The organism is Pseudomonas sp. Pseusp18 (genome assembly GCF_059506005.1).
This window is the reverse complement of the sequence record NZ_CP169240.1, coordinates 1,446,747-1,472,697: the sequence shown is the minus strand read 5'-3', so window position 1 is coordinate 1,472,697 and position 25,951 is coordinate 1,446,747. Positions and strand designations below refer to the sequence as shown.

26 protein-coding genes are annotated in these 25,951 nt (G+C 60.1%); 12 read left to right on the top strand and 14 right to left on the bottom strand.

What is annotated here, in order from left to right; genetic code table 11:
• Positions 1–206 precede the first annotated feature (206 nt).
• A complete protein-coding gene (locus tag ACEN9A_RS06455) occupies positions 207–1,196 on the top strand; it encodes a 2-hydroxyacid dehydrogenase (RefSeq protein WP_258672738.1) in 990 nt (329 codons plus the stop codon).
• A 5-nt stretch (positions 1,197–1,201) separates the two neighbouring features.
• On the opposite strand, the gene ACEN9A_RS06450 is transcribed toward ACEN9A_RS06455, so the two are convergent.
• Positions 1,202–1,597 carry a hypothetical protein gene (locus ACEN9A_RS06450; RefSeq protein ID WP_258672736.1) on the bottom strand — a complete coding sequence of 132 codons (396 nt, stop codon included), beginning with the start codon at positions 1,595–1,597 and terminating at the stop codon, positions 1,202–1,204.
• A 134-nt stretch (positions 1,598–1,731) separates the two neighbouring features.
• Here ACEN9A_RS06450 and ACEN9A_RS06445 point away from each other — a divergent pair, with 134 nt between their 5' ends.
• Complete coding sequence (locus tag ACEN9A_RS06445; RefSeq protein WP_018926299.1) at positions 1,732–2,166, top strand: hypothetical protein; 435 nt, start codon at positions 1,732–1,734, stop codon at positions 2,164–2,166.
• A complete protein-coding gene (locus ACEN9A_RS06440; RefSeq protein WP_007937547.1) occupies positions 2,166–2,570 on the top strand; it encodes an META domain-containing protein in 405 nt (134 codons plus the stop codon). Before ACEN9A_RS06445 ends, ACEN9A_RS06440 begins: the two co-directional genes overlap by 1 nt.
• Positions 2,571–2,772: 202 nt before the next feature.
• Here the strand turns inward: ACEN9A_RS06440 and ACEN9A_RS06435 are convergent, their stop codons facing one another.
• Positions 2,773–3,240 (bottom strand): TlpA family protein disulfide reductase, encoded by a 468-nt coding sequence (locus ACEN9A_RS06435; RefSeq protein ID WP_018926300.1) that lies wholly within the window; start codon positions 3,238–3,240, stop codon positions 2,773–2,775.
• 114 nt (positions 3,241–3,354) lie between these two features.
• Here ACEN9A_RS06435 and arsC point away from each other — a divergent pair, with 114 nt between their 5' ends.
• From arsC to ACEN9A_RS06420, 3 genes are read left to right on the top strand one after another with little or no spacing between them, the layout of a single operon-like run.
• Positions 3,355–3,708, top strand: a complete 354-nt coding sequence (arsC, locus tag ACEN9A_RS06430) for an arsenate reductase (glutaredoxin) (protein ID WP_018926301.1) — start codon at positions 3,355–3,357, stop codon at positions 3,706–3,708.
• Complete coding sequence (gene wrbA / locus ACEN9A_RS06425) at positions 3,705–4,310, top strand: NAD(P)H:quinone oxidoreductase (RefSeq protein WP_018926302.1); 606 nt, start codon at positions 3,705–3,707, stop codon at positions 4,308–4,310. Before arsC ends, wrbA begins: the two co-directional genes overlap by 4 nt.
• Complete coding sequence (locus ACEN9A_RS06420; RefSeq protein WP_019650376.1) at positions 4,303–4,728, top strand: DUF2069 domain-containing protein; 426 nt, start codon at positions 4,303–4,305, stop codon at positions 4,726–4,728. Before wrbA ends, ACEN9A_RS06420 begins: the two co-directional genes overlap by 8 nt.
• 44 nt (positions 4,729–4,772) lie before the next feature.
• Here ACEN9A_RS06420 and ACEN9A_RS06415 read toward each other — a convergent pair whose 3' ends face one another.
• Together ACEN9A_RS06415 and ttcA are read right to left on the bottom strand one after the other, a co-directional pair.
• The gene (locus tag ACEN9A_RS06415; protein ID WP_258672735.1) at positions 4,773–5,447 is read right to left on the bottom strand and encodes a DNA-3-methyladenine glycosylase I; all 675 of its coding nucleotides are present in this window, start codon (positions 5,445–5,447) and stop codon (positions 4,773–4,775) included.
• Positions 5,448–5,617: 170 nt separating this feature from the next.
• Entirely contained in the window at positions 5,618–6,442 is an 825-nt protein-coding gene (gene ttcA / locus ACEN9A_RS06410; protein WP_007937538.1) for a tRNA 2-thiocytidine(32) synthetase TtcA, read from the bottom strand.
• Between the two features lie 431 nt (positions 6,443–6,873).
• Between ttcA and ACEN9A_RS06405 the strand changes: the two genes are divergently transcribed.
• Together ACEN9A_RS06405 and ACEN9A_RS06400 are read left to right on the top strand one after the other, a co-directional pair.
• Positions 6,874–7,476 carry a Yip1 family protein gene (locus ACEN9A_RS06405; RefSeq protein WP_019581231.1) on the top strand — a complete coding sequence of 201 codons (603 nt, stop codon included), beginning with the start codon at positions 6,874–6,876 and terminating at the stop codon, positions 7,474–7,476.
• Between the two features lie 142 nt (positions 7,477–7,618).
• On the top strand, positions 7,619–8,113 hold the full coding sequence (locus tag ACEN9A_RS06400) for a SprT family zinc-dependent metalloprotease (protein WP_258672732.1): 495 nt from the start codon (positions 7,619–7,621) through the stop codon (positions 8,111–8,113).
• Positions 8,114–8,137: 24 nt separating this feature from the next.
• Here the strand turns inward: ACEN9A_RS06400 and ACEN9A_RS06395 are convergent, their stop codons facing one another.
• Entirely contained in the window at positions 8,138–9,319 is a 1,182-nt protein-coding gene (locus tag ACEN9A_RS06395; RefSeq protein ID WP_258672730.1) for a CaiB/BaiF CoA transferase family protein, read from the bottom strand.
• A 143-nt stretch (positions 9,320–9,462) separates the two neighbouring features.
• A complete protein-coding gene (locus ACEN9A_RS06390) occupies positions 9,463–10,797 on the bottom strand; it encodes a dicarboxylate/amino acid:cation symporter (protein ID WP_019650372.1) in 1,335 nt (444 codons plus the stop codon).
• 338 nt (positions 10,798–11,135) lie between these two features.
• Here ACEN9A_RS06390 and ACEN9A_RS06385 point away from each other — a divergent pair, with 338 nt between their 5' ends.
• Positions 11,136–12,134, top strand: coding sequence for an AraC family transcriptional regulator (locus ACEN9A_RS06385; protein ID WP_258672729.1), 999 nt, complete (start codon positions 11,136–11,138; stop codon positions 12,132–12,134).
• Positions 12,135–12,257: 123 nt separating this feature from the next.
• Here the strand turns inward: ACEN9A_RS06385 and ACEN9A_RS06380 are convergent, their stop codons facing one another.
• The 4 genes from ACEN9A_RS06380 to ACEN9A_RS06365 all read right to left on the bottom strand — a co-directional run bounded on the left by ACEN9A_RS06380 (position 12,258) and on the right by ACEN9A_RS06365 (position 15,776).
• Positions 12,258–12,617: a DUF6124 family protein gene (locus ACEN9A_RS06380; RefSeq protein WP_019581235.1), complete on the bottom strand. Its 360-nt coding sequence runs from the start codon at positions 12,615–12,617 to the stop codon at positions 12,258–12,260.
• A gap of 443 nt (positions 12,618–13,060) precedes the next feature.
• Positions 13,061–14,407: an ATP-binding protein gene (locus ACEN9A_RS06375; protein ID WP_258672728.1), complete on the bottom strand. Its 1,347-nt coding sequence runs from the start codon at positions 14,405–14,407 to the stop codon at positions 13,061–13,063.
• Complete coding sequence (locus ACEN9A_RS06370) at positions 14,404–15,081, bottom strand: response regulator (protein WP_007937523.1); 678 nt, start codon at positions 15,079–15,081, stop codon at positions 14,404–14,406. The genes ACEN9A_RS06375 and ACEN9A_RS06370 overlap by 4 nt, the downstream gene beginning before the upstream one ends.
• 92 nt (positions 15,082–15,173) lie before the next feature.
• A complete protein-coding gene (locus ACEN9A_RS06365; protein WP_064616496.1) occupies positions 15,174–15,776 on the bottom strand; it encodes a hypothetical protein in 603 nt (200 codons plus the stop codon).
• A 147-nt stretch (positions 15,777–15,923) separates the two neighbouring features.
• On the opposite strand from ACEN9A_RS06365, the gene ACEN9A_RS06360 reads away from it, so the two are divergent.
• Positions 15,924–16,715, top strand: coding sequence for a dienelactone hydrolase family protein (locus ACEN9A_RS06360; protein WP_258672727.1), 792 nt, complete (start codon positions 15,924–15,926; stop codon positions 16,713–16,715).
• Between the two features lie 205 nt (positions 16,716–16,920).
• The gene (locus ACEN9A_RS06355; RefSeq protein ID WP_258672726.1) at positions 16,921–17,646 is read left to right on the top strand and encodes a 4'-phosphopantetheinyl transferase family protein; all 726 of its coding nucleotides are present in this window, start codon (positions 16,921–16,923) and stop codon (positions 17,644–17,646) included.
• 24 nt (positions 17,647–17,670) lie between these two features.
• Here the strand turns inward: ACEN9A_RS06355 and ACEN9A_RS06350 are convergent, their stop codons facing one another.
• Together ACEN9A_RS06350 and ACEN9A_RS06345 are read right to left on the bottom strand one after the other, a co-directional pair.
• A complete protein-coding gene (locus ACEN9A_RS06350) occupies positions 17,671–19,281 on the bottom strand; it encodes an ATP-binding protein (RefSeq protein ID WP_258672725.1) in 1,611 nt (536 codons plus the stop codon).
• The gene (locus ACEN9A_RS06345) at positions 19,278–19,991 is read right to left on the bottom strand and encodes a response regulator (protein ID WP_019650367.1); all 714 of its coding nucleotides are present in this window, start codon (positions 19,989–19,991) and stop codon (positions 19,278–19,280) included. The genes ACEN9A_RS06350 and ACEN9A_RS06345 overlap by 4 nt, the downstream gene beginning before the upstream one ends.
• A 738-nt stretch (positions 19,992–20,729) precedes the next feature.
• On the opposite strand from ACEN9A_RS06345, the gene ACEN9A_RS06340 reads away from it, so the two are divergent.
• A complete protein-coding gene (locus ACEN9A_RS06340) occupies positions 20,730–23,624 on the top strand; it encodes a ribonucleoside-diphosphate reductase subunit alpha (RefSeq protein ID WP_028938897.1) in 2,895 nt (964 codons plus the stop codon).
• Between the two features lie 251 nt (positions 23,625–23,875).
• Here the strand turns inward: ACEN9A_RS06340 and flgE are convergent, their stop codons facing one another.
• Positions 23,876–25,189, bottom strand: coding sequence for a flagellar hook protein FlgE (flgE, locus tag ACEN9A_RS06335; protein WP_258672723.1), 1,314 nt, complete (start codon positions 25,187–25,189; stop codon positions 23,876–23,878).
• 31 nt (positions 25,190–25,220) lie between these two features.
• Positions 25,221–25,943: a flagellar hook assembly protein FlgD gene (gene flgD / locus ACEN9A_RS06330; RefSeq protein WP_019650364.1), complete on the bottom strand. Its 723-nt coding sequence runs from the start codon at positions 25,941–25,943 to the stop codon at positions 25,221–25,223.
• Positions 25,944–25,951 lie beyond the last annotated feature (8 nt).

Genomic DNA, 25,951 nt, shown 5'->3' with positions numbered 1-25,951 from the left:
TGCAGCGCAATAACGTCGGCGGGCCTGAACGCTAAACTCAGCGCCTCTGTAGCAGCTGCCGAAGGCTGCGTCCGGCGGCGCAGCCGTCGTAAAACCTGCATCCGCGGTTTACCTGAAATACCGCGGTGCCTGATTTCACGACGGCTGCGCCGCCGAACGCAGGCTTCGCCAGCTGCTACGGGGTTTGAGACTTCCAGAAGGACAGCATGCGCACGATTCTTTTCAGCAGCCAGACCTACGACCGCGACAGTTTTCTCGCCGCCGACCTGCCCGTCGGCATCGAACTGCATTTCCAGCCGGCGCGACTGAGCCTCGACACGGCGGCGCTGGCCGAGCATCACGAGGTGGTCTGCGCCTTCATCAACGATGACCTCAGCGCGCCGGTGCTTGAACGCCTGTCAGCAGGCGGCACACGCCTGATCGCCCTGCGCTCGGCCGGTTACAACCATGTCGACCTCGCGGCGGCGAAGCGCCTGGGGCTGACGGTTGTGCGAGTCCCAGCCTACTCGCCCCACGCCGTGGCCGAACATGCGGTGGCGTTGATCCTGGCGCTCAACCGCCGTCTGCACCGCGCCTACAACCGTACCCGCGAGGGCGATTTCAGTCTGCACGGGTTGACCGGTTTCGACCTGGTGAACAAGACCGTCGGCGTGGTCGGCACCGGGCAGATCGGCGCGACCTTCGCGAAAATCATGCACGGCTTCGGCTGCCAATTGCTGGCCTATGACCCCTATCCGAACCCACAGGTCGAAGCCCTCGGTGCGCGCTACCTGAGCTTGCCGCAACTGCTGGCCGAGTCGCAGATCATCAGCCTGCATTGCCCGCTCAACGAGCAGAGCAAACATTTGATCAACCGCGAGTCATTGGCGCACATGCGGCCCGGCGCGATGTTGATCAACACCGGGCGCGGCGGTCTGGTGGACACGCCGGCGCTGATTGATGCGTTGAAAGACGGTCAATTGGGGTATCTGGGGCTGGATGTCTATGAAGAGGAGGCGCAGTTGTTCTTCGAGGACCGCTCCGACCTGCCACTGCAAGACGATGTGCTGGCGCGCCTGCTGACCTTTCCGAACGTGATCATCACCGCACACCAGGCCTTTCTCACTCGCGAAGCCCTGGGCGCGATTGCCGCGACCACGTTGCAGAACATCGCGGCCTGGGCGGCCGGTTCGCCACAGAATCGGGTCGAGGGCTGAACGGCTCAGGCCTTGGACAAAAGGATCATCAGCGCCAGCCAGCCGAAACCGATCAAGCGCTGCCCCAGTGAATGCCCGCGACGCAGCAGGAACCAGACAAAAAACGGCGGCAGAAAGAAAATCATCAGTTTCAGCCAGAGTTCCACCGGACGCGGTCCATTGAGCACCGGTACCGGGACCTCAGCCTGGATTTCGGTTTTTCGTTTACGCCCGAAGGCGGCCGGGGTCACCCGAGGCACACTCTCGTTGCTCGGCAAACGCCCGAAAGAAAGCGGTGCTTCCACAGGCGCTGCCGTCGAAGTGGCCGCTTGCACCGTTGCCGCAGGCGCACCGCAATGAATGCAAGCAGGCGCCGTGGAGCTGATGCTTTGCTTGCACTCGTAACATTCGATCAACGCCATTTCTGTTCCTTAGAGATGCAAAAGTGGCAGTTTGCCATGGATTAGCAAGCAATTTGAACCTGATCGAAGGTCACATGCCCACGCCATGCTGCGCTGATGCCCGTGCTAGCATATCGCGCATATTTGGAGGACCCATGGTCGAACACGATTTCCGCTACAGCCTGATGAACCCACAACACACCCTCACTGAATGCCGCGCCCTGGTGCCGGGGCGTTATCAAGTCACCGGCAACGGCGGTTCGATTCGCAATAACGACGTGCTGGTAGTGACCCTCAAAGGCAGCAAGGACTTGTCCATGCGCCTGACTGTCGAAACGGTTCGCCACCTGATCAATCCGCCCGGCCAATGGGTCGCGGTGGCCAGTGGTCCGGTGTTCGGCGAACTGGCGATCCACACCTGGAAAGTCAACTGCGACAGCTGCGCCAAAGAGCTGAGCTTCGAGTTCGCGGTCGACGCCAAGCTGGGCAACAAGGCTGAAAAACCGGCCGCCACCGCACGGATTGCCGAACTGGGCTGGACCGCAGCCGGCGAAAAACACCTGTGCCCGAAGTGCCAGGAGCCTGCGTGATGAAACGCCTTGCTCTGACCACGATGGTCGGTGCCAGCCTGCTGGGCTGCGCCGCCGAGCCGGTAAAGTTGCAACAGAACCGCAGTTACATTCTGGAGTGGATCGGCGAACGTCCGCTGATGGACTATAGCCACCTGACCATCACGCTCGGTGACGACGGCCGGGCCTACGGTAACGGCGGCTGCAACCACTGGTTCGCGCCATATTCCCTGGAAGGTGAAAAGCTCAGCTTCGGCAAGATCGGCAGCACCCGCAAACTCTGCGCGCCGGCATTGATGGAGCAGGAAAAACGCTTCCTGCAGGCGCTGGAAAACGTTCAGCGCTGGGACGTCTCACCGATTGATCAGATGCGCTTCTGGCCGGCCGAAGGCAAGCCATTGCGTTGGTGGCTTGAAGAGGGTTGATGCCCCTCGGTTGTAGCCAAGTGACTTGTGGCGAGGGGGCTTGCCCCCGTTCGGCTGCGCAGCAGTCGCAAAACGTACACGCGCAATGTCTGATGAAACGAGGTTTCAGGGTTTAGGGCTGCTTCGCAGCCCAACGGGGGCAAGCCCCCTCGCCACAAAGCCCCCTCGCCACAAAGCTCCCTCGCCACAGGTCGGTGCTCGGTCAGTTGGTCGCCTGCAACGCCTCAAGCTTCGCCATCACCCCCGCCGCCGTCTGCTCGCCCATCAACTGTTCCCGCACCTTGCCCTTGTTATCAATGATGTAAGTCACTGGCAGCGCTTCACTGCGCGGCAATTCGAAAAGGTCGGCCGGATCCTGGGCCAGCACGGTGAACTTGATCCCCAGTTTCTCACTGGCGCCTTTGAGCTCTTCGCCCTGCACATTGTCGAAGTTGACCCCGAACACGCCGATCTTCTTGCCCTGGAGCTGCTCGGCCAACACATTCAGCTGTGGGATTTCGGTCCGGCACGGGCTGCACCACTCGGCCCAGTAATTGAGCACCAGCCATTGTTTGTCCAGACGCTCGGCGGCGACCTTGTGACCATTCTGGTCGATGCCATAGTCGTTGCCACAGCCCCCCAGCAATAACGCCCCCATGATCGCCAATGCTGCTGCCAGTCGCCTTGTCATGTCTCAATCCTTGTCAAAAATAGAATGCACCTGCGACCCATCGCCTCCCAAGGTTCTGGATTACGCGCCGCACAGTTAGAATAGCCGCCACTTTACGCAAGAAGCGACCCGCACATGACCGATCTGACGCTTTATCACAACCCGCGCTGCTCGAAATCCCGCGGTGCGCTCGAACTCATCGAAGCCCGTGGCCTGACGCCAACGGTCGTCCGCTACCTGGAAACACCGCTGGACGCCGCGCAAATCCAGAGCCTGCTGAGCAAACTCGGCATCAGCGCCCGGCAATTGCTGCGCACCGGCGAGGACGAGTACAAAACCCTCAACCTGGCCGATAGCAGTTTGAGCGAGGCGCAATTGATCGCCGCCATCGCCGCACACCCGAAACTCATGGAGCGGCCGATTCTCGAAGTCGGTGACAAAGCCATCATCGGCCGTCCGCCGGAGAATGTACTGGAGTTGCTGCCGTGAGCGCGCCGTACATTCTGGTGCTGTATTACAGCCGCAGCGGCTCGACCAATGAAATGGCCCGGCAGATTGCCCGTGGCGTCGAGCAGGCCGGCCTTGAAGCCAGGTTGCGCACGGTGCCGGCGATCTCCACTGAGTGCGAAGCCGTGGCGCCGGATATTCCCGATGAAGGCGCGCTGTACGCCAGCCTCGACGATTTGAAGAACTGCGCCGGCCTGGCCCTGGGCAGCCCGACCCGCTTCGGCAACATGGCGGCGCCGCTCAAGTACTTCCTCGACGGCACCAGCAACCTGTGGCTGACCGGCGCCCTGGTGGGAAAACCGGCCGGGGTCTTCACCTCGACCGCCAGCCTGCACGGCGGCCAGGAAACCACTCTGCTGTCGATGATGCTGCCGTTGCTGCACCACGGCATGTTGATCACCGGCCTGCCTTACAGTGAATCGGCGCTGCTGGAAACCCGTGGCGGCGGCACGCCTTACGGCGCCAGTCATCACGCCGGGGCCGATGGCAAAAGCGGTTTGAACGAACATGAAGTCGCTCTGTGCCGTGCCTTGGGCCTTCGCCTGGCGAAGACTGCGCAGAAACTGGAGAGCCATCGTGGCTAAGAAGCCTAAGGTCTTGCCTGCCATCGAATGGCTCGAACCGCGTGTACGAACGATGCGCGTCATCAGCCTGCTGTGCTTTTTCGGCCTGGCGGGACTGCTTTGCGCCTACTACCTGGTGTTCGCCGACCTGCATGGCGCGCGGCCGTGGGTGATTCTGCTGATCGAACTGGTGCCGCTGCTGTTGCTGGCGCCGGGGATGATCGTCGGCAGTGCCCGTGGGCATTCGTGGATGTGTTTTGTGGTGAACCTGTATTTCATCAAAGGCGCATTGGCCGCCTATGACCCGAACCGGCAGCTGTTCGGTTTGCTGGAGATGGGCGCGAGCCTGGCGGTGTTCTGCTCGGCGATGCTGTATGTGCGGTGGCGGTATCAGTTGAACCGCAAGTTGGCGGGGGAAGGCGAGATTTCCGTCGCCTGATCTGACGCCTTCGCGGGCAAGCCCGCGAAGGCCGCAACCCGGTCTCAATGATTGACGGTATACGCCAGCATCATCGAAATCTGGCTCATCGGCCGTCCACCACTCTCTTCGTGCCATTGGTTGAACGCATTCTGCACCGTGGCCAGGTCGCGGAAACTGCTCGGCACCTTGTCGATGATCTGCTGTGCATTCAGCGCTGCCACCACGTCGTAGCTCGGCACGAAGGTGTCCTTGCCGACCATCCGCAAGAATCGCGGTGCGGATAACCCGCCCAACTGATGGCCGTGTTTTTTCAGGTAGGTCCACAAGCCGACGATATCGGTTACCGGCCAGTCGGCGATCAACGCACCGAAACTACCCTTCTCATGGGCCACGTCCAGAATGAACTGCGCATTGCGCGGCACACTCTTGAGCTTGCCCAGGTGGCGGATAATTCGCGCGTCCTGCATCAAGCGCTCCAGATGTTCAGCGCTCATCAGCACGACTTTTTCCGGGTCGAACTTGAAGAACACTTCTTCGAACGCCGGCCACTTGGCATCCACCAGGCTGTGCTTGAGCCCGGCACGGAATACCCGCAACGCCATGGTCGAGAGGTAGCGGTCGTCGCTGATCTTGCGCAATTGCGCCGGGGTCTTGGGAACCGGCAGATGGGCTTCCAGTTCAGCCGCCGAACCGAAGCGGTTCAGACAGTATTCGTGCAGCCACTTGTAATCGCGCATGCCCTCTCCTATGGGATGAAACGGATCTATGGGAGCCCCGTGGTGAGGGGGCTTGCCCCCGTTTGAGTGCGTAGCACTCACAAAATCTTTGGTGCATCCGCAATTTGGGCCGCTTCGCAGCCTAACGGGGGGCAAGCCCCCTCACCACAGGCTCGCTCCCACAATTTTGTTCAGAGGTTCACTACGTTGACGAACCGCGATGCCGCGCTTTCGTCGATACGCAGGTTGGTGAAGTCGAACAGGTTGCGGTCCGCCAGTTGCGACGGGATCACGTTCTGCAGGCTGCGGAAAATGCTCTCGGTGCGGCCCGGGGTCTTGCGTTCCCACTCCTGCAGCATCTCTTTAACCACCTGGCGTTGCAGGTTTTCCTGGGAGCCGCAGAGGTTGCACGGGATGATCGGGAATTGCTTGAGGTCCGAGTAGGCCTGAATGTCTTTTTCGTTGCAGTAGGCCAGCGGGCGAATCACCACGTTGCGCCCGTCGTCGGCGCGCAGCTTTGGCGGCATGGCCTTGAGCGAGCCGTTGAAGAACATGTTCAGGAAGAACGTCTCGACGATGTCGTCGCGGTGGTGACCGAGGGCCATTTTGGTCGCGCCGATTTCATCGGCAAAGGTGTAGAGCGTGCCGCGACGCAGGCGCGAGCACAGCGAGCAAGTGGTCTTGCCTTCCGGGATCAGCTCCTTGACCACCGAGTAGGTGTCTTTCTCGACGATGTGGTACTCGATGCCCAGTTCTTTGAGGTAAGCCGGCAGCACGTGCTCGGGGAAGCCTGGTTGCTTCTGGTCCATGTTCACGGCGACGATCTCAAACTTGATCGGGGCGACTTTCTGCAAATGCATCAGCACATCGAGCATGGTGTAGCTGTCCTTGCCACCGGACAGGCAGACCATGACCTTGTCGCCGTCTTCAATCATGTTGAAATCGGCAACAGCCTCACCGGCCTGGCGGCGCAGGCGCTTTTGCAGTTTGTTCTGGTTGACCGTAAGAGTGCCCATGACGCGAAATCCGTGAGGTGTGACGAAAGGCCGGCATTTTACGCAAAAACCCTGACGGGGCGAAGCCTGCACTTATATGACTTGAGCATACCCCTGTGGCGAGGGAGCTTGCTCCCGCTCGGCTGCGCAGCAGTCGCAAAACCTGCCGCCGCGGTTTGCCTGACACAACAGGGTGGACTGTTTTGGGGCCGCTTCGCGCCCCAGCGGGAGCAAGCTCCCTCGCCACAGGTTCCATTCGGCACAGACCTTGCGGCGATTAACAAGATTGTTTACAGCGCGATTTGCTCTAAAGCCCTCGCACTATTGCAAGTAACTCCTTTCTATACTGCGACATAAGGTCGCACACGTATTCAGACCTGTTCTTACCTGGCCACTTTGGCCCGTAAGCGCTCCGCTGGGGGGCGATGGCAACAACAAGAGGAGTGACTGGCATGATCCATCACGTAGTGGGACTCTTTACCCACCCTGACCAGGAATGGAAAGAAATCCGTGGCGACGAGGAAGAAAGCATCAGCCACATGTACCTGACGCACACCCTGATTCTGGCGGCGATCCCTGCCATATCGGCGTTTATCGGCACCACACAAGTCGGCTGGGTCATCGGTAATCGAGCGCCAGTCATGCTGACTATGGAAAGCGCGCTATGGATGACCATCATGTCGTACCTGGCGATGCTTGGCGGTGTCGCAGTGATGGGCGCCTTCATTCACTGGATGGCCCGCACCTATGACGCCAACCCGAGCCTGGCTCGCTGTATCGCGTTCGCCACGTACACCGCGACCCCATTGTTCATCGGCGGCCTGGCGGCGCTGTACCCGCACTTGTGGCTGGGGATGATCGTCGGCACCGCGGCTGTCTGTTACACGGTGTACCTGCTGTATGTGGGGCTACCAACGTTCATGAACATTCCATCGGACGAGGGTTTCCTGTTCTCGAGCTCGGTGCTCGCCGTAGGACTGGTGGTGCTGGTGGCCATCATGGCGTTTACCGTGATTGTCTGGGGCCTGGGCGTGGGCCCCGTCTATACCAACTGACAACCCCACATAAAAACACGTTCCGCCACTACAGGCCGCCGCAAGGCGGCCTTCTAATGCGAGCAACGACCATTCGGCACCTGAGCGATTCGCAAGCCCTCGGGGTTGCGGCATACTCGACATCCTTGGAGACCCATCAAGCATGCCCGAGCAACTCAATACCCGCGTCGAAGACTGTTTCCTGCTAGCCGAATCCTTTTTCAAACGACCTTTCAAACGCCCCGTGGTGAGCCTCAAGCTGCGCGGGCAAAAAGCCGGTGTCGCGCATTTGCACGAGAACCTGCTGCGCTTCAACCCGCAGCTGTACCGGGAAAACACCGAAGACTTCCTCAAGCAGACCGTGGCGCATGAAGTCGCGCACCTGATCGCCCATCAACTGTTCGGCGACCGCATCCAGCCCCATGGCGAAGAATGGCAACTGATCATGCGCGGCGTCTACGAACTGCCGCCCAACCGCTGCCACACCTATGACGTCAAACGCCGCAGCGTGACCCGCTACATCTACAAATGCCCGTGCGCCGACAGCGATTTCCCGTTTTCGGCCCAGCGCCATAGCCTGGTACGCCAGGGGCGGCGGTATTTGTGCCGGCGCTGTCGCAGTACGTTGGTGTTCAGTGGGGAGATGCGAGTCGAATAAGTTGAATTTCGGCCGGGACAGACGCTAGATAACTACCTTGGCCCGCCGCAGCGCTTCAATCCGCTCAACACTAAACCCCAACTCCCCCAACACCTGATCCGTATGCTGCCCCCGCCGGGCGCCAATGTGCCGCGGCTCAGGCAACCCTGCTGAAAACTTCAACGGGCAGGCCATCTGCGCCTGGGTCGAGCCATCGCCCCGCGGCACCTCAGTCACCAGTTCCCGCGCCTGCAACTGCGGGTGCCCGACCGCTTCGCCCAGACTCAACACTGGCTCGACACACGCATCGGCCCCGGCAAACAGCTCACACAACCAGGCAAAGTCGTGTTTTTCGAATTCAATGTTCAGCGCGTCCTTTAGCGCCCGTTGCCGAGCGGGGTCGGACGACAGTCCCTCGGCCGCCAGTTCCGGACGGCCCAACGTCGTGCACAGTTGCTGCATGAACCCCGGTTCCAGACTGCCCACCGACAACCAGCGGCCATCGCGCGACCGGTAGTAATCGTAGAAGCTGCCGCCGTTGAGCATCTGGTCTTCCCTGCCCGGCTCAACGCCGCAGGCCAGGTAGCCGGCACCGGCCATGGCGTTCAGGCTGAAGGCGCAGTCAGTCATGCTCACATCCAGATGCTGTCCCTGCCCGGTCTGCTGCCGCGCGATCACCGCTGCCAGCAGCCCGATCACCCCATGCAACGAACCGCCCGCGACATCTGCCACCTGCATGCCCAACGGCAACGGGCCGCTGTCGGCGCGACCGGTGTAGCTCGAAAGGCCCGCCAGCGCCAGGTAGTTGATGTCGTGGCCGGCGCGGTCCTTGTAAGGGCCGGTCTGGCCGTAGCCGGTGATCGACACATAAATCAACCGTGGATTGATCGCCTTCAAGGCTTCATACCCCAGGCCCAGCCGTTCCATCACGCCAGGGCGGAACTGCTCCAGCACAATGTCGTAGTCCGCAAGCAATTGCTTGATCACCTCCAGCGCCTCGGGCTGCTTGAGGTCCAGCGCCAGGCTGCGCTTGTTGCGATTGAGATACGCGTGGCTGGCCGACACGCCTTGATCATGGGGCGGCAGCACCCGCAGCAAATCCATGCGGGTCGGCGATTCGATGCGCAGCACCTCGGCGCCCATGTCCGCCAGCAGCAACGAGGCAAACGGCCCCGGCAACAATGTCGAGAAATCCAGAACCTTGAGTGATGCCAGTGGACCGAGCATGAGCGTTCTCCAGTGCAATCCCCCAAGCCTAGGCAGCCCGGGACATTGCAGCAATCACCTTATGTGCCAGTGACGCTGACCGTTGCGCTCAAATCGCAGGCATGAAAAAACCCGCCGAAGCGGGTTTTTCATTACTACAGGGCTTACTTGGCGTTCGTCGGGGTTGCACCTTCGACGTGGCCCAAAACATCGTCTTTAGGCTCGTCGGCAATGCCGCGACCGCCCGAGGCCAGCTCGGATTGCAGCACGTCGGTGTCCAGTTCCTTGACCCACTTGGCCACAACAAGGGTGGCAACCGCGTTACCGATCAGGTTGGTCAGCGCACGGGCTTCGGACATGAAACGGTCGATACCGAGGATCAGCGCCAGGCCGGCAACCGGCAGGTGGCCAACAGCGGACAAGGTAGCAGCCAGTACGATGAAGCCACTACCGGTCACGCCAGCAGCGCCTTTGGAGGACAGCAGCAACACCACCAGCAGAGTGATCTGATGAGTGATGTCCATGTGGGTGTCGGTGGCCTGAGCAATGAACACTGCCGCCATGGTCAGGTAGATCGCAGTACCGTCGAGGTTGAACGAGTAACCGGTCGGGATCACCAGACCTACTACGGATTTCTGCGCGCCCAGACGCTCCATTTTGATCAGCATACGTGGCAGCACCGACTCCGAAGAGGAAGTACCCAGCACGATCAGCAGCTCTTCACGGATGTAACGAATCACTTTCAGCACGCTGAAGCCGTGAGCGCGAGCAATACCGCCCAGCACGACCAGAATGAACAGCAGGCAGGTGATGTAGAAGCAGGCCATCAGTTGACCCAGCTGCACCAGCGAGCCAACACCATAAGCACCGATGGTGAACGCCATGGCACCGAAGGCACCGAGCGGCGCGAGCTTCATGATCATGTTGATGATGTTGAACATCACGTGGGCGAAGCGATCGATGAAGTCCAGGATCGGCTTGCCGTAGGCACCCAGGCGATGCAGGGCGAAACCGAAGATCACCGAGAACATCAGCACTTGCAGGATATCGCCCGTGGCGAACGCACCGAAGATGGTGGTCGGGATCACGTTCAGCAAGAAGCCAACGACGCTTTGATCCGCACCCGCAGCCACGTAGGTTGCGATTTTGGAGGCATCCAACGTGGTGACATCGATGTGCATACCGTTACCCGGCTGCACGATGTTGACCACTACCAGACCGACCAGCAGGGCGATGGTCGAAACGATTTCGAAATACAGCAGCGCGTAACCGCCGGTCTTGCCGACCGACTTCATGTTCTGCATGCCCGCGATACCGCTGACGACGGTGCAGAAAATGATGGGAGCGATGATCATTTTGATCAGTTTGATGAACCCGTCACCCAACGGCTTGAGGGCTACACCGGTCTGCGGGTAGAAGTGACCGAGCAGGATGCCGATGGCGATGGCAACGATCACCTGGAAATACAGGGATTTGTACAGTGGCTGACGAGTCGTCATTGCAAAGTTCCTCAAGAGTGCCCGGTGACAACATCCATCTGTTGCCCAAGACACTTCAATTGCGAACCCTCCTGCACTGGAGGGATTTGTTTTGTCGAGCTGCGCAACGGCAGGCATCTGCTCGTTGTATCGCAAGGTGCGTGCCACATTCGCCAAAAAGCCTGCGAGCCTTTTGACATCAAGGGTTACAGGTTTCTTTTGGTCACCAACCGGTTACAACCATGTGGCGGATATCCGCCAACCCGCCTGACCTCGTCCTGCAATTTGGCGGATATCCGCCTTGTTCATCGTCGATGGGCACCGCTACCATCCATTGCTCAGTGGACGGACCTGCCCCCATGCGTGAACGCACCATCGCCAGCCATTTCGCCCGTGCCGCCCTCGGCGGCGCGCGCCGACGTGGCTACGACTATTCGAGCCTGCTGCAGCAACTGGGGATCAGCCCCGAGTTGCTTGAAGAACCGCGCGCCCGAATCGCGCCTGAACAGTTCACCCGGTTGATCCAGGGATTGTGGCTGGCCCTGGACGACGAATACCTGGGCTTCGGGCAGGCCCCGAGCAAACCCGGCAGCTTCGCGATGATGTGCCACGCGGTGATCCACTGCCGCACGCTGGAAAAAGCACTCAATCGCGGCCTGTTGTTTTACAGCCTGTTTCCCGGAGCGCCGCGTCTGACCCTGAGCCGCGAAGGCGAGATGATTCGCCTGAGCCTCGACGATTCGCCGCTGTGGGACCCGGACCACTTCCTCAGCGAAAGCCTGCTGGTGATCTGGCATCGGTTCGGCAGCTGGCTGATCGGCCAGCGCATTCGTCTGGAGCACGCCACATTCAGCTACCCGAGGCCCGAGCACGGGGCCGAATACGACTTGCTGTTTTCCTGCCCGCTAACGTTCGATACTACTCAGAGTAGCCTGCTGTTCCACGGCCGCTACCTGAACATGCCGCTGTTGCAGGACGAACGAACCCTCAAGCACTTTCTCGAACGCTCCCCCGCCGACCTGCTGTCACGCCCCGACGAAGGCGACAGCCTGAGCAGCCAGTTGCGGCGCTTGCTCAGCCGCGACAGCGCACGCTGGCCGGACCTGGAAGCGGTGGCGGCGCACCTGCACATCAGCCCGCAAACCTTGCGCCGGCATTTGCGTGAGGAAGGCACGAGTTTTCAGGAGTTGAAAGATCAGCTACGGCGGGACATCGCGATTTATCACCTGGGGCGGGCGGACCTGTCGTTGCAGCAGATTGCCGAGCAGTTGGGGTTTTCCGAACCTTCGGCGTTTCACCGGGCGTTCAAGAAGTGGACGGGGTTGACGCCGGGGGCCTATCGGGCTCAGGAGCTTTAAGATCAAAAGATCGCAGCCTGCGGCAGCTCCTACGGATTCGGTGTTCGCCGCCACATCGCGGTCGAACACAATCCCCTGTAGGAGCTGCCGAAGGCTGCGATCTTTTGATTTTGCTTTTGCTGCCTAGCCCTGCGGATCGAGGTTATCCAGCACTCGGTTAACGGCCAGCTCACCGAGCATGACCACCGATTGAATCCCCAACATCATGTTGCGATGTGGCATGTCCATCAACCCGGCGAACTCACTGAGCATCACGCTCGCCGATGCCAGGGATTCGCAGGCGTTGACCAGCAGGGTTTCGTTATCGACCTTCGCACCCACATGGTAAATGGTGCTGGGTTTGCGCTTGGTGTCTTTGGGAGTGGGCGGTTTGAGGTAATGATCGAGGGCGCGGTCGGCGGCTTCGTGGAGTTTTTTTGAATCGAGGGATTCGTACGGGGAGACGTCGTCGGGTGCTGGTGGATTAGGTGTTGGTTTGAACATGGATAAAGCCTCCTAGAGTCATGGAGCCGCCACTGTTCGCTGCGAGACGAAAGAAGGTGGCAGCTATACGCGGGTCGCAGACCGGGACTCTAGAACCGGCAGACCCGAAGGTCTCCCACGTACAGCCGCCATAATGTGAACGGAGGATGTTGTGCGTCTAGAGATACACGGGCTGCGAGACCCGATCGCTGATTCGTCAACGACAGGGAAACGATATAGCCCACGCCCCAGGCGCACTAGCCGGCGGATTCTGGCGTAGTCGTAGGCAGCGGCGCAAGGATGTGTAGGTTGGGTGAGTTTCTGGAAGTGTCGTTTAAACATCGCCGTTTAAGATCAAAAGATCGCAGCCTCGTTGCACTCGACAGCTTCTACAGGTGGACGCAAATCCCTGTAGGAGCTGTCGAGTGCAACGAGGCTGCGATCTTTTCGGCCAAGCCCCTACATCAAACCACCGGAAAATGAATCCGGAACGCCGCGCCGCCCATCGGCGAATCCCCCAGCGTCAGCTTGGCGCTGTAGCTTTCGATGATGTCCTTGACCACCGCCAGGCCAATTCCCTGCCCCGGATGCTGGCGGTCCAGGCGCTCGCCGCGTTCGAGAATTCGCGCGCGTTGGTCCGGAGGTACACCGGGGCCATCGTCTTCAATGCAAAGTTCAATGCCACTGAGGGTTTCGCGCACGCTGATGCGCACTTCGCTCAAACACAGGCGATAGGCGTTTTCCAGCAGGTTGCCCATCATTTCCAGCAAGGCGCCCTGCTCGATCGGCACGTAGCACTGATCCGGCAGATCGAAGGCGACCCGCACGCGTTTGTCGCGGTAGACCTTGTCCAGAGTGTCGCAGAGGCTTTGCAGCACCGGGCGCAAGCGTACCTGATGGCGCACCAGACCACTTTTGCGCAGGCTGGCCCGTTGCAGTTGATAGCTGATTTGCTGGCTCATGCGTTCGATCTGGGTTTGCAGCACCCAGGCCTGATCGCGCTCTTGCGGTTTTTGGGCCATGTCTTCGCTGACCCCTTGCAACACCGCCAGCGGGGTTTTCAGGCTGTGGGCCAGGTCGTCGAGGGAGTCGCGATAACGGCTGCGCTGTTCACGCTCGCTGTACAGCAAACGGTTGAGCGAGCCGGTCAGGCGCAGGAGTTCGCGCGGGTGCTGTTCGCTGAGGCTTTCGCGGGTGCCGCTTTCGATCTGGTCCAGCTCCTGGCTCAGCCGGCTCAACGCCTGCAAGCCCCAGGTCAGGCCGACCCAGAGCAAGACGAGCAGCACCAGCAACGCGGCACCGAAGCCCAGGTAGAGGTTTTCCCGCAGGCCTTCGAGGGTGACTTCGTATTCGCGCACCGGTTGCAGCGCGACGATGCTGAACGCCGCGCTTTTGCCGCCGAGCAGCTTGACCTCGACGTCATAGACGAAAAACTCTTCACCATTGGCCTCGCGAATCCTCGCGAACTCGTTACCGCGCCCGTCGTAACGCGGCTTGTAGTTGATGTTCTCTTCCTGGGTGGCCTTCGAGCGCCAGACCAGGTGACCTTCGCGGTCATAGATGTAGCCGAGCAAACGGCTGTCGGTGAGGTTGAAACGCTCATCGGGCAACTGCGCCGGCATCTGCAAGCGGTTGTTATCCACCCGGGCGGCGGAGATCAGCGTGGTGACGTCCGACGCCAGGCGCTGCTCGATGGAGTCCTGTAACGCCAGGCTGAACGCGCCCTGCATCGCCGGCAGTAACGCCAGCATGAACAACACCGCCAGGGTGGTGGCGGCGAGCATCAAGCGGACACGAAGGGAACGAATCAAGTGCAGCGCTCATTGAACAGGTAGCCGAGGCCGCGCACGGTATCGATCGGCTTGAACCCGGCCGGGCCTTCGAGTTTGCGGCGCAAGCGGCCGACCAGCACTTCGATAACATTCGGATCGCGCTCGTCGTCATCCGGGTAGAGCTGCTCCATCAAGCGGTCCTTGGCCACCACTTGCTGGTGATGCCGCATCAGGTATTCGAGGATCCGGTATTCGTAGGCGGTCAGCGCCAGCGGCTGGTCATCGAGGGACGCCTGTTTACGATTGAGGTCCAGCAGCAAGGGACCGGCGACGATGGTCGACTGGGTGAACCCGCTGGAGCGGCGCAGCAAGGCATTGAGCCGGGCGTCCAGCTCTTCGAACTGGAACGGCTTGACCACGTAGTCGTCGGCACCGGCGGCGAGGCCTTCGACCTTGTCTTGCCAGTTGCCGCGCGCGGTGAGGATCAGGATCGGAAACGTCTTGCCCTGGGAGCGCAGGTGACGAATCAGGTCGAGCCCGCCCATGCCCGGCAGACCGAGGTCGATCACCGCCAGGTCATGGTTGAACTGCTCGGCCTGATGCAACGCATCGATGGCGTTGGCCACGGCCTCGACCACGTGGCCGCTGTCCGTCAAACGGGTCTGCAGGTGATGACGCAACAGCGCTTCATCTTCGACAACCAGCAATTTCATAAGGCTCTCCGGGGCAAATCAACATCTCCAAAGGTCAGTCAAGCCCGCTCCCACAGGTTGCGAGGCTTAACTGACTGGCAACCAAACGCTGTTTAGAAAGCGTAGTTGGCGGACAGGTACGTCTGGGCGCTGCTGGTCAAGTCCAGCGAACCCTGTTTGCTACCGCCGCGCTCGCTCATCTCGGTGCTGGCGTTGCTACGCAGGTAACGGTAACCCAGCTCGACCGAGGTGTTTTGCGTAACTTGCTGCAACACGCCTAGCTGGCCGCCAATGGCGTAACCGATGTCGCTGTCGCGGCTGAAGCCTGGCGATTCCTGGGTCATTTTGGTCAAACCGGCCGTGGCACCGCCGAACAGTTTGGTGCTGCCACCCACTGGGTAAAACAGATCGTAGCTGCCCAGCAGGTTTTCCTGACGCAGTTTAATGCCATTATGCGAGCCCGACACGTTGTCATAAGTGGCGTAGTAGCGGCCCTGGCTGTCTTGCTGGCCCACACGCAAACCCCAGGTGTTGTCCTTGCCGATCACACCGTCGGCGTTCGGATGGTTGAGGTTGTCGTTCAGGGCACTGGATTTTTTAACCTTGTCGCTGGTCTGGCCAAAGGTCAGGCCGGCAAAATTGGTGGTGTCGGCGTGGGCGGCAACACTGGCGCCCATCACGGTGAAAGCCAGCAGCAGTTTTTTCAATGTAGTCATTGGGGAATTTCCTCATGCGCTATGTGCTTTTTGGGTACGGGGCAAGGTTACTGACCTCACCCTGTACAGCCCCTGAACGCACTCTGAACCTGGGCTGAATCAAATCGACTACGCTGTCTTGACGTTTGTTTATAAGGAGATTCAGCCATGCGTGTGTTGCTCGCCCTTGTATTACTGGCCATGAGCGGGGTCAGCCAGGCCGCCATCAAGACCCAGGAAATTCCCTATCAGAGTGCCGATGGCACCAAGCTGATTGGCTATTACGCCTACGACGACGCCATTAAAGGTCCGCGTCCGGGTGTGGTGGTGGTACATGAATGGTGGGGCCTCAACGACTACGCCAAGCGGCGCGCCCGCGATCTGGCCGGTCTGGGCTACAGCGCGCTGGCGATCGATATGTACGGCGACGGCAAGAATACCGAACACCCCAAGGACGCCATGGCGTTCATGCAAGCAGCGTCGAAGGACAGTGCAGCAGCCAGCGCGCGATTTCAGGCCGGGCTCGATTTGCTGAAGAAACAGCCACAGACCGATCCGGCCAAACTGGCGGCCATCGGCTATTGCTTCGGCGGCGCAGTGGTGCTGAATGCCGCACGTCAGGGCTTGCCGCTGGCGGGCGTGGTGAGTTTTCACGGTGCACTGGCGACCAATACGCCGGCGGCGCCTGGCAGTGTGAAAGCGAAAATCCTGGTGGAGCATGGCGCGCTGGACAGCATGGTCACGGCGGAAAACGTGACGGCGTTCAAAGCCGAAATGGACAAGGCCGGTGCCGACTATAAATTTGTCAGCCTCGAAGGCGCCAAGCATGGCTTCAGCAACCCTGATGCGGATCGTCTGAGCCACGGCGATCATGGCGGGCCGGACATTGGTTACAACAAGGCCGCCGATGAGAAATCGTGGGCGGATATGCAAGCGTTTTTCAAGAAGATCTTTGGCTGACACACCGACAGCATTGCTCCCTGTGGCGAGGGAGCTTGCTCCCGCTCGGCTGCGAAGCAGTCGTAAAGGCGGCAAACGCGTTGTACCTGACGAAATGCGGTTGCAGGTTTTGGGGCCGCTTCGCTACCCAGCGGGAGCAAGCTCCCTCGCCACAAAAGCCCTCAGCCACTACCCAGCCTCAAGGCAACCCGGCAAAATGCCCGTCATGAATCCCGTCCCCGCCCTACCCGCCTGCTGCACCCCGCTCGACGCCCATTGGCCGCTGCCGTTTGTGCTGCCCGATACGGTCCTGCTGGGCACTCACTTCGATACCAAGCAATTGGCCAGCGATGATTTCCAGCGCAGCGCCATCGAGCCGCCCGCGAGCATCCAGCGTTCGGTGGCCAAGCGTCAGGCCGAGTTTCTTGCCGGGCGGATTTGCGCTCGGGCCGCGTTGCAACAGCTGGAAGGGCTGAGCTTCATTCCAGCCATTGGCGAAGACCGCGCACCGGTGTGGCCCGCGCATATCAGCGGTTCGATCACCCACAGCACCGGCCGGGCCGCGGCGATTGTCGCGAACAAGGCCCATTGGCGCGGTTTGGGGATGGACCTGGAAAACCTGCTCGACGCAGAACGGGCCGAACGCCTGTCCGGGGAAATTCTCACCGGGCCTGAGTTGCAGCGCATGGCCGCCGGGGCTCGCGATCAGTTGGCGATGGTGGTGACGCTGACGTTTTCGGTGAAGGAAAGCCTGTTCAAGGCGCTCTACCCGATCGTCCAAAAGCGCTTCTATTTCGAACACGCCGAAGTGCTGGAGTGGAGCGAGGGCGGTGAAGTGCGGTTGCGGTTGCTGACCGACCTGTCCAGTGAATGGCATAGCGGCACTGAGCTGGATGCGCAGTTTGCGGTGATGGATGGGCAGTTGTTGAGCCTGGTCAGTATCAAGGCCTGAAGCCCCCCGGTCACGTACCCAACCTCAACGCCGTTCCTGATTCCTCGGCCAGCTCAAACTGAAACACGCCCCGCCCAGGCTTTTGCTCTTGCTGATCAGCGCTCGCCCGTCGTGCCAATGGATGATCCGCCGCACAATCGACAACCCCAGCCCATGCCCACCCGAGGCGCGGGTGCGGCTGTCGTCGAGGCGCAGGAACGGGGTGAAGATTTTCTCCCACGCGGTTTCCGGCACACCCGGCCCGTCATCCTCGACATCCACCCGACAGCGCTGCTGCCCCACCTGATAGCTGACGGTCACCCGTGAATGGGCATGGCGCATGGCGTTGCTCACCAGGTTCTGCAACGCCCGGTGCAGGTAACGCGGCTCGGCCTCAACCCAGGCGCCGTCGCAATCGGCGGCCGACAGGCACAAACCGCGTTGCACCGTGACCTCGGCGCGCAACGGCGCCAGTTCCTCGATCACCTGATTGACCAACGCATCCAGATCGATCCGCTGGAAATTCAGCGCCGGCGAGCCCTGCTCCAGCCGCGCATAGGTGAGCATCTCGTCGACCAGTCGGTCGAGGTCTTCGATGTCGTGGTCCATCCCTTCGCGGTATTTCTCCAGCGCCTCAGGCGTGGTGGCCGAGCCAATCATCTCCAGGCCAAAACGCAGGCGCGCCACCGGTGTGCGCAATTCATGGGACACGGCACGCACCAGTTCTCGCTGAATCGCCAACAATTGCTGCAAGTGCTCAGCCATGCCGTTGAACGCCGAGGCCAGGCGCCCTACCGAGTCCGCGCCGCGTGCCGGTACGCGGGTTTCCAGGCTGCCCTTGGCAATGCGTGTAGCGGCGGCTTCGAGACCGCGCAAACGGCGCTCCAGTTGCCGCACCAACAGATAGACAATCAAACCAATCAGGCTCAGGCCAAGGGCCGCGATCAGCACCAGCCACTCGGGCGGGTAAGGATTCATCTGATACAACGGGCCAATTTCCAGCACCCACGGCGTACCGACCATGCCGGCAAACACCCGGATCGAATCGCCGCCCTTGCCCAACGCCATCACTGTGTCGCCTTCAGACACGCGGCGGCTCTGGTCTTCGTCCATGTCGGCCTCATCAACCGTCACCAGCCGCAGATCGAAGCCGAAACCCTTATCTTCCTTTAACTGCTCCAGACGCTTGGGCTGCTCGGCCACCGGGTAGCGCACCAGTTCATCGGCCAGCAGGTAAATAGTCGCCCGCGCCAGTTGCTCGCTGATCTGCTGGACTTCACCGGTGAGCACCAGTTGTTCCTTGTCGCTGACCAGGCGATAAACCTTCGCCGCGTGCGGCCCGGTCTGCTCCACCAATGCCTGGCCGTGCAGCACGCGGGTACGCTGCGTCAGGTCGAGGTCGGTCTGGGGGAACGTCTTCAGCGCCAGCGGAATCCCGAGCAAGCGCTCCCACAACAGCAAGGCCCGGTGGCGCTCGGTTTCGTTCATCGGCTGCAGGTTATCGGCCATCAGCGAGAATGTGCCGTGAGCCAGGCGCTCGCGGTACTGCTCGCTGCGTACCTGATTAAGCAGGTGCAAGGCCAGCACACCGAGCACGGCCACCAGAATCAGCGCCGCGCACATGCCGCCATAAATACGCAGGAAGATCGAGTTCACAGGGTGCAGGCTTCCGGCACGAACAAATAGCCTTTGCTGCGGACCGTCTTGATCAGCCGCGGATGCTCCGGGTCATCGCCGATCTTGGGGCGGATGCGCGAGATGCGCACGTCGATGGAGCGGTCCTGGCCGTCATAACCGATACCGCGCAGCGCGGTGAATATTTCTTCGCGGGACAGAATACGCCCGGCATTGGCCACCAGCAGCCAGAGCAAATCGAACTCGGCGCTGGTCAATTCGATGCCTTTGTCATGCAGCCAGGCTTCGCGCAATGCATTGTCCACCACCAACGGGCCGAACTGCAGGCGCCGGAGTTTTTCCGGGGCCACCTCCGGGGCTTCGCTGCGGCGCAGCAGGGCTTGAATACGCGCGAGCAATAAACGTGGACGCACCGGTTTGCAGACGTAGTCGTCGGCGCCCAGGTCCAGGCCAAGAATCTGATCGGTGTCATCGGTGCGCGCGGTGAGCATCAGGATCGGCCCGTCATAGCGGTCGCGAATCTTGCGGCAAATGCTCAAGCCATCTTCGCCGGGGAGCATCAGGTCGAGAATCACCAGGTCCGGTTTCTCCTTGATGATGCGTGCTGCGGCCAGGGCGCCATTACCCTCGATCGATACTCGCAGGCCATTGGCTTCCAGGTAATCGCGGGTCAGTTCGGCCAGACGCTGGTCATCCTCGACAATCAATACCTGCCAGGCTTCTTGCTCCACGATGACCTCTGCTTGCCAACACCATCAATAAGGAAGGATCCACCCGTCTTTTTGTAATGATTGGGGAGGATAAGAATGCATCTGCATGGGCCGATTGTATAAACGCCGCACGTCTGGAACACAAGCCGGTAAATGCGTTCGGACACGACGGTTTTTTGTGATAGGGTTCGCGCCCTTAAAAATCCGGATGACTGTTTTCTGTCGCTGAAAATCAGTGAAAAATGATCGGCTCCAGCTAGGTCGCGGCCTACACGCCTGTTCCCTCTTTCACACACAATTTACGCACAGGTTTATCCACAGGTAGTACGTTGCAACACCCTCCAAAACGCATTATCTTGTACCTCGGCGCAAAAAAAACCCTACATGTAGGGTTTTACGCCAAAAACCAAACACAAACCGGACACCGATTTCAAGCGCTTTTATTGCCTCTTTCCGGTTGAACCAAACGTATTTTCGAAAGACCAAACCGCGTGTGCGGATGGCTACTGTTTTTAAGCCCGAAACGGCGATAACGGTACGGGTGTTGCAGTCATTTACTGCCACTCAAAACGGAATTCGGTTTCAGGCCCAAGGCGTGACACCAAAGACTTCGGCATGGAAGCGGCGCCCAATAGCCCCCTTCCTGATCTGTCCCGAAGTTGGTATGCCCGGCCCTCGCCGGTTGTAGTGCTTCAGGACAGAACGGTGGGCACCGTGATGGTGCCCAAACAAACATAGAGAATGTGGAGATACCCCCCCATGCAAACCGACACAACTCGCGAGAACCCGCAGGGCACCTTGCCGCAGGCCACCGATTCGAATTCGGATCTGTCCGCCACCGCGCCTGGCCAACTGCGCGTGATCAAGCGTAACGGCACTGTCGTCCCTTACACCGATGACAAGATCACCGTCGCCATCACCAAAGCGTTTCTCGCAGTTGAGGGCGGCACCGCTGCCGCTTCGTCGCGAATCCACGACACCGTTGCCCGCCTGACCGAACAAGTCACCGCGACTTTCAAGCGTCGCATGCCTTCGGGCGGCACCATCCACATCGAAGAAATCCAGGACCAGGTCGAACTGGCCCTGATGCGTGCCGGCGAGCAGAAAGTCGCCCGCGACTATGTGATCTACCGTGACTCCCGCGCCAAAGAGCGCGCAGCGCACTCCCCTGCCGAAGAAGCCGTCAACGCTCACCCATCGATCCGCATCACCCGCGCCGATGGCAGCCTCGCACCGCTGGACATGGGTCGTCTGAACACCATCGTTACCGAAGCGTGCGAAGGCCTGGAAGAAGTCGACGGCGAGCTGATCCAGCGCGAAACCCTGAAAAACCTGTACGACGGCGTGGCCCTGACCGACGTCAACACCGCCCTGGTGATGACCGCCCGTACGCTGGTCGAGCGTGAGCCGAACTACTCGTTCGTGACCGCCCGCCTGCTGATGGACACCCTGCGTGCCGAAGGCCTGGGCTTCCTCGGTGTCGCCGACAGCGCGACCCACCACGAAATGGTCGACCTGTATGCCAAGGCACTGCCTGCATACATCGCCAAAGGTATCGAATTCGAATTGCTGAACCCGGTTCTGGCGTCCTTCGACCTGGAAAAACTCGGCAAGGCGATCAACCACGAGCGCGATCAGCAGTTCACGTACCTGGGCCTGCAAACCCTGTACGACCGTTACTTCATCCACAAGGACGGTATCCGCTTCGAACTGCCACAGATTTTCTTCATGCGCGTGGCCATGGGCCTGGCGATCGAAGAGAAGCAGAAAGAAGACCGTGCGATCGAGTTCTACAACCTGTTGTCGTCCTTCGACTACATGTCCTCGACCCCGACCCTGTTCAACGCCGGCACCCTGCGTCCACAGCTGTCGAGCTGCTACCTGACCACCGTGCCGGATGACCTGTCGGGCATCTACCACGCGATCCACGACAACGCAATGTTGTCGAAATTCGCAGGCGGCCTGGGCAACGACTGGACTCCGGTTCGGGCGCTGGGTTCGTACATCAAGGGCACCAACGGCAAATCCCAGGGCGTCGTGCCGTTCCTGAAAGTGGTGAACGACACCGCCGTCGCCGTTAACCAGGGTGGCAAGCGCAAAGGCGCTGTCTGTGCCTACCTGGAAACCTGGCACATGGACATCGAAGAGTTCATCGAACTGCGCAAGAACACCGGTGATGACCGTCGTCGTACCCACGACATGAACACCGCCAACTGGATCCCTGACCTGTTCATGAAGCGTGTCTTCGATGACGGCAAGTGGACCCTGTTCTCGCCGTCCGAAGTACCGGACCTGCACGACCTGACCGGCAAGGCCTTCGAAGAGCGCTACGAGTACTACGAAGCCCTGACCGAGTACCCGGGCAAGGTCAAGCTGTTCAAGACCATCCAGGCCAAAGACCTGTGGCGCAAAATGCTGTCCATGCTGTTTGAAACCGGCCACCCATGGCTGACCTTCAAAGACCCGTGCAACCTGCGCAGCCCGCAGCAGCACGTGGGCGTGGTTCACAGCTCGAACCTGTGCACCGAGATCACCTTGAACACCAACAAGGACGAGATCGCTGTTTGCAACCTGGGCTCGATCAACCTGCCGAACCACATCGTCGACGGCAAGCTGGACACCGCCAAGCTGCAACGCACCGTGAACACCGCCGTGCGCATGCTCGATAACGTGATCGACATCAACTACTACTCGGTGCCGCAAGCGAAGAACTCCAACTTCAAGCACCGTCCGGTCGGTCTGGGCATCATGGGCTTCCAGGACGCTCTGTACCTGCAGCACATCCCTTACGGTTCCGACGCTGCCGTCGAGTTCGCCGACAAGTCGATGGAAGCGGTCAGCTACTACGCGATCCAGGCGTCCTGCGACCTGGCTGACGAGCGTGGCGCCTACGAGACGTTCCAGGGTTCGCTGTGGTCCAAAGGCATCCTGCCGCTGGATTCGCAACAGATCCTGATCGAGCAGCGTGGCCAGAAGTACATCGACGTTGACCTGAACGAAACCCTGGACTGGGCACCGGTTCGCGCCCGTGTACAGAAAGGCATTCGTAACTCCAACATCATGGCCATCGCACCGACCGCAACCATCGCCAACATCACTGGCGTGTCGCAGTCGATCGAACCGACCTACCAGAACCTCTATGTGAAATCGAACCTGTCGGGCGAATTCACCGTGATCAACCCGTACCTGGTTCGCGACCTGAAGGCTCGCGGTCTGTGGGACTCGGTCATGATCAACGACCTGAAGTACTACGACGGTTCGGTGCAGCAGATCGAGCGCATCCCGCAAGAACTCAAAGAGCTCTACGCGACGGCCTTCGAAGTGGACACCAAGTGGATCGTCGACGCGGCCAGCCGTCGTCAGAAGTGGATCGACCAGGCTCAGTCGCTGAACCTGTACATCGCCGGCGCTTCGGGCAAGAAACTGGACGTGACCTACCGCATGGCCTGGTACCGTGGTCTGAAAACCACTTACTACCTCCGTGCCCTGGCCGCGACCAGCACCGAGAAGTCGACCATCAACACCGGTAAGCTGAACGCTGTTTCCAGCGGCGGCAACCACGGTGACGACTCGGTCCTGGCAGCCCCAGCCGGTCCAGCTCCAGTGCCGAAGGCTTGTGCCATCGACGAGCCGGATTGCGAAGCTTGCCAATAAGCTGAGCCGGTAGGCGCTCCAGGGCGCTTACCTGAAACCCCCGATGAGCCTCTGGCTGGTCGGGGGTTTTCTTTTGCCTGCTTTTAAGGTCAGAAGATCGCAGCCTCGTTTCACTCGACAGCTCCTACAGGAAATCCCGCGCCCCTTGTAGGAGCTGTCGAGTGAAACGAGGCTGCGATCTCTTGATCTTGATTCTGCAAGACAAAAAAAACCCCTCGTGAGAGGGGTTCTTTATGCAGCGCTATACAGCATCAGGTCATCTGAATGATGGTCTGCATGATGGTGCTCTGGGTGGAGATGGTCTTGGCGTTCGCCTGGTAGTTGCTCTGCGCCTTGATCAAATCAACCAGCTCGTTGGTCAGGTTGACGTTGGACTCTTCCAGCGAGTTGGACACGACCGAACCCAGGGTACCGGTTTTCGGCGCATCGACACCGGCCACGCCGGAAGCGAAGGTTTCTTTCCAGCGCGTACCGCCAATTGGCTGCAAGCCTTGCTCGTTGGCGAAGCTCGCCACAGCCACCTGGCCGATGGCCTTGGTTTGCTGGTTGCTGAAGTTGGCGGTCATGACGCCGCTGGCGTCGATGGTCAGGCTGGAGATCTGGCCGGTGGCGTAGCCGTCCTGGTATTGGGCGGTACGGGCGGTTGGCGAGTTGTAAGAGGTGGTCAGCGCCATGTTGAACGCGATACCGCCAGTGGCCGCGACGGAACCGTTCGGGCCCCAGGTCGGCGGAATGGCAGCGGCATTGATCACAGCTCCTGGCACCCAACCAGTCATGGTCAGCGTGTTGCCGGTTTGGGTCCAGCCAGCGCCGGCTGTCAGCGTGTTGATGCTGCCGTCGGAGTTGAAAGTGATGTCAGCAGTGATCGCCACTGGAGGCGTGGTTGCAGGGTTGGCCGGGGAGCGACCGTCCATGTAGGTATAGACACGCCACGCGTTGGTACCCGTTTTCACGTAGTACTGGTCCATGGTGTGCTCGTTACCCTGGCTGTCGTAGACCTTGGTGGAGATGGTCTTGTTATAGCTGTTGGTATCGGTCGGGCTGAACGGGGCCACGGTCGGCGTGGTTTCCGCCGAGTTCAGGTTCATCGTCTGATCAACCTTGGTAGTCGGATTCGGCTTCAGGCTCGAGGTATCGATCTTCAAGTCAGTCAACACACCGTTGATGATCTTGCCATTGGAGTCGACGCCATAACCCTGCAAGCGGTTGCCGTTGTTATCGACCACATAGTTTTGAGCGTCGGTCTTGAACGCACCGGCACGGGTGTAGCTCAGGGAACCGTTGTCGCTGAGGATGAAGAAGCCGTTGCCCTGGATACCCATGTCCAGCACGTTGCCGGTGTTGTTCACATCACCCTGGCTGAACTGCTGGGAAACGTTGGCCAGGCGCACGCCGTTACCGATGGTCTTGCTGCCGGTACCCAGGCGAGTGGCCGAGTACACGTCTTCGAACTCTGCACGGGACGATTTGAAACCGGTGGTCGCAACGTTGGCGATGTTGTTGCCGGTCACGTCCAGTTGTTTGTTGGCCGCATAGAGACCGCTAAGGCCGATATTGAAAGACATATTCCACTCCTTTGTGCCGTGTTAGTCGGCTCTATAGACCAATGGTTTGCACTTTGGACAGGGCAACGCTGCCCAGGCCTGCCAGGTTCAGCATCAACTCACCGCCGGTCTGGCTGATGGTCACGCTGTTGACCGTTGCCGGCAGGTAAGTAATCAGTGAGGTGTTCTTGCCGTCGATGGTGCTGGTTGCGCCGAAGGTGTAAGTACCCGCCGGTGCCACCGCGCCCGAACTGTCCTTGCCGTCCCAAATGAAGCTGGCATTACCGGCGTTTTGACTACCCAGGTCGAGGGTGCGGATGACCGTGCCTGCCGAGTTGGTGATCTTGACGGTGGCTGCGGAAACCGATGTCGGCACCACGACGGTACCGTTGAGGCTCTTGGAGGTGTCGACCACGGCCTTGTCGGTCTGCGCGATGACCGAACGGCCCACCAGCGAAGAAGCCTGCAAGGCTTGCGACGAGTTGTAGTTGCCGGCAATGCCGCTGACGGTCTGGTTCAGCGTGGTGATGCCTTCCAGGCTACTGAACTGCGCCAACTGGGCTACGAACGCGCTGTTGTCCTGAGGATCGAGCGGGTTCTGGTTTTTCAGCTGGGTGACCAGCAGTTGCAGGAACGCATCCTTGCCTAATGCCTTGCTGCCAGTGGCACTGCTGGTTGCCGCGGAAAGACCATCACTGGTGGTCGTGGTCTTGACCGAAGAGTTGGCCAGGACATCCTTGAGACTTACGCCGCTGGTGGTATCGGTAACACTCATCGAAAGTC

Coding starts and splice junctions, on each gene's coding strand:
- ACEN9A_RS06385 (WP_258672729.1), top strand. CDS start 11,136: ATGCGTGAACGCACCATCGCCAGCCATTTCGCCCGTGCCGCCCTCGGC.
- ACEN9A_RS06400 (WP_258672732.1), top strand. CDS start 7,619: ATGCCCGAGCAACTCAATACCCGCGTCGAAGACTGTTTCCTGCTAGCC.
- ACEN9A_RS06415 (WP_258672735.1), bottom strand. CDS start 5,447: ATGCGCGATTACAAGTGGCTGCACGAATACTGTCTGAACCGCTTCGGT.
- flgE (WP_258672723.1), bottom strand. CDS start 25,189: ATGTCTTTCAATATCGGCCTTAGCGGTCTCTATGCGGCCAACAAACAA.
- flgD (WP_019650364.1), bottom strand. CDS start 25,943: ATGAGTGTTACCGATACCACCAGCGGCGTAAGTCTCAAGGATGTCCTG.
- ACEN9A_RS06360 (WP_258672727.1), top strand. CDS start 15,924: ATGCGTGTGTTGCTCGCCCTTGTATTACTGGCCATGAGCGGGGTCAGC.
- ACEN9A_RS06440 (WP_007937547.1), top strand. CDS start 2,166: ATGAAACGCCTTGCTCTGACCACGATGGTCGGTGCCAGCCTGCTGGGC.
- ACEN9A_RS06395 (WP_258672730.1), bottom strand. CDS start 9,319: ATGCTCGGTCCACTGGCATCACTCAAGGTTCTGGATTTCTCGACATTG.
- ACEN9A_RS06380 (WP_019581235.1), bottom strand. CDS start 12,617: ATGTTCAAACCAACACCTAATCCACCAGCACCCGACGACGTCTCCCCG.
- ACEN9A_RS06445 (WP_018926299.1), top strand. CDS start 1,732: ATGGTCGAACACGATTTCCGCTACAGCCTGATGAACCCACAACACACC.
- ACEN9A_RS06365 (WP_064616496.1), bottom strand. CDS start 15,776: ATGACTACATTGAAAAAACTGCTGCTGGCTTTCACCGTGATGGGCGCC.
- ACEN9A_RS06340 (WP_028938897.1), top strand. CDS start 20,730: ATGCAAACCGACACAACTCGCGAGAACCCGCAGGGCACCTTGCCGCAG.
- ACEN9A_RS06405 (WP_019581231.1), top strand. CDS start 6,874: ATGATCCATCACGTAGTGGGACTCTTTACCCACCCTGACCAGGAATGG.
- ACEN9A_RS06455 (WP_258672738.1), top strand. CDS start 207: ATGCGCACGATTCTTTTCAGCAGCCAGACCTACGACCGCGACAGTTTT.
- ttcA (WP_007937538.1), bottom strand. CDS start 6,442: ATGGGCACTCTTACGGTCAACCAGAACAAACTGCAAAAGCGCCTGCGC.
- ACEN9A_RS06390 (WP_019650372.1), bottom strand. CDS start 10,797: ATGACGACTCGTCAGCCACTGTACAAATCCCTGTATTTCCAGGTGATC.
- arsC (WP_018926301.1), top strand. CDS start 3,355: ATGACCGATCTGACGCTTTATCACAACCCGCGCTGCTCGAAATCCCGC.
- ACEN9A_RS06435 (WP_018926300.1), bottom strand. CDS start 3,240: ATGACAAGGCGACTGGCAGCAGCATTGGCGATCATGGGGGCGTTATTG.
- ACEN9A_RS06450 (WP_258672736.1), bottom strand. CDS start 1,597: ATGGCGTTGATCGAATGTTACGAGTGCAAGCAAAGCATCAGCTCCACG.
- ACEN9A_RS06370 (WP_007937523.1), bottom strand. CDS start 15,081: ATGAAATTGCTGGTTGTCGAAGATGAAGCGCTGTTGCGTCATCACCTG.
- ACEN9A_RS06355 (WP_258672726.1), top strand. CDS start 16,921: ATGAATCCCGTCCCCGCCCTACCCGCCTGCTGCACCCCGCTCGACGCC.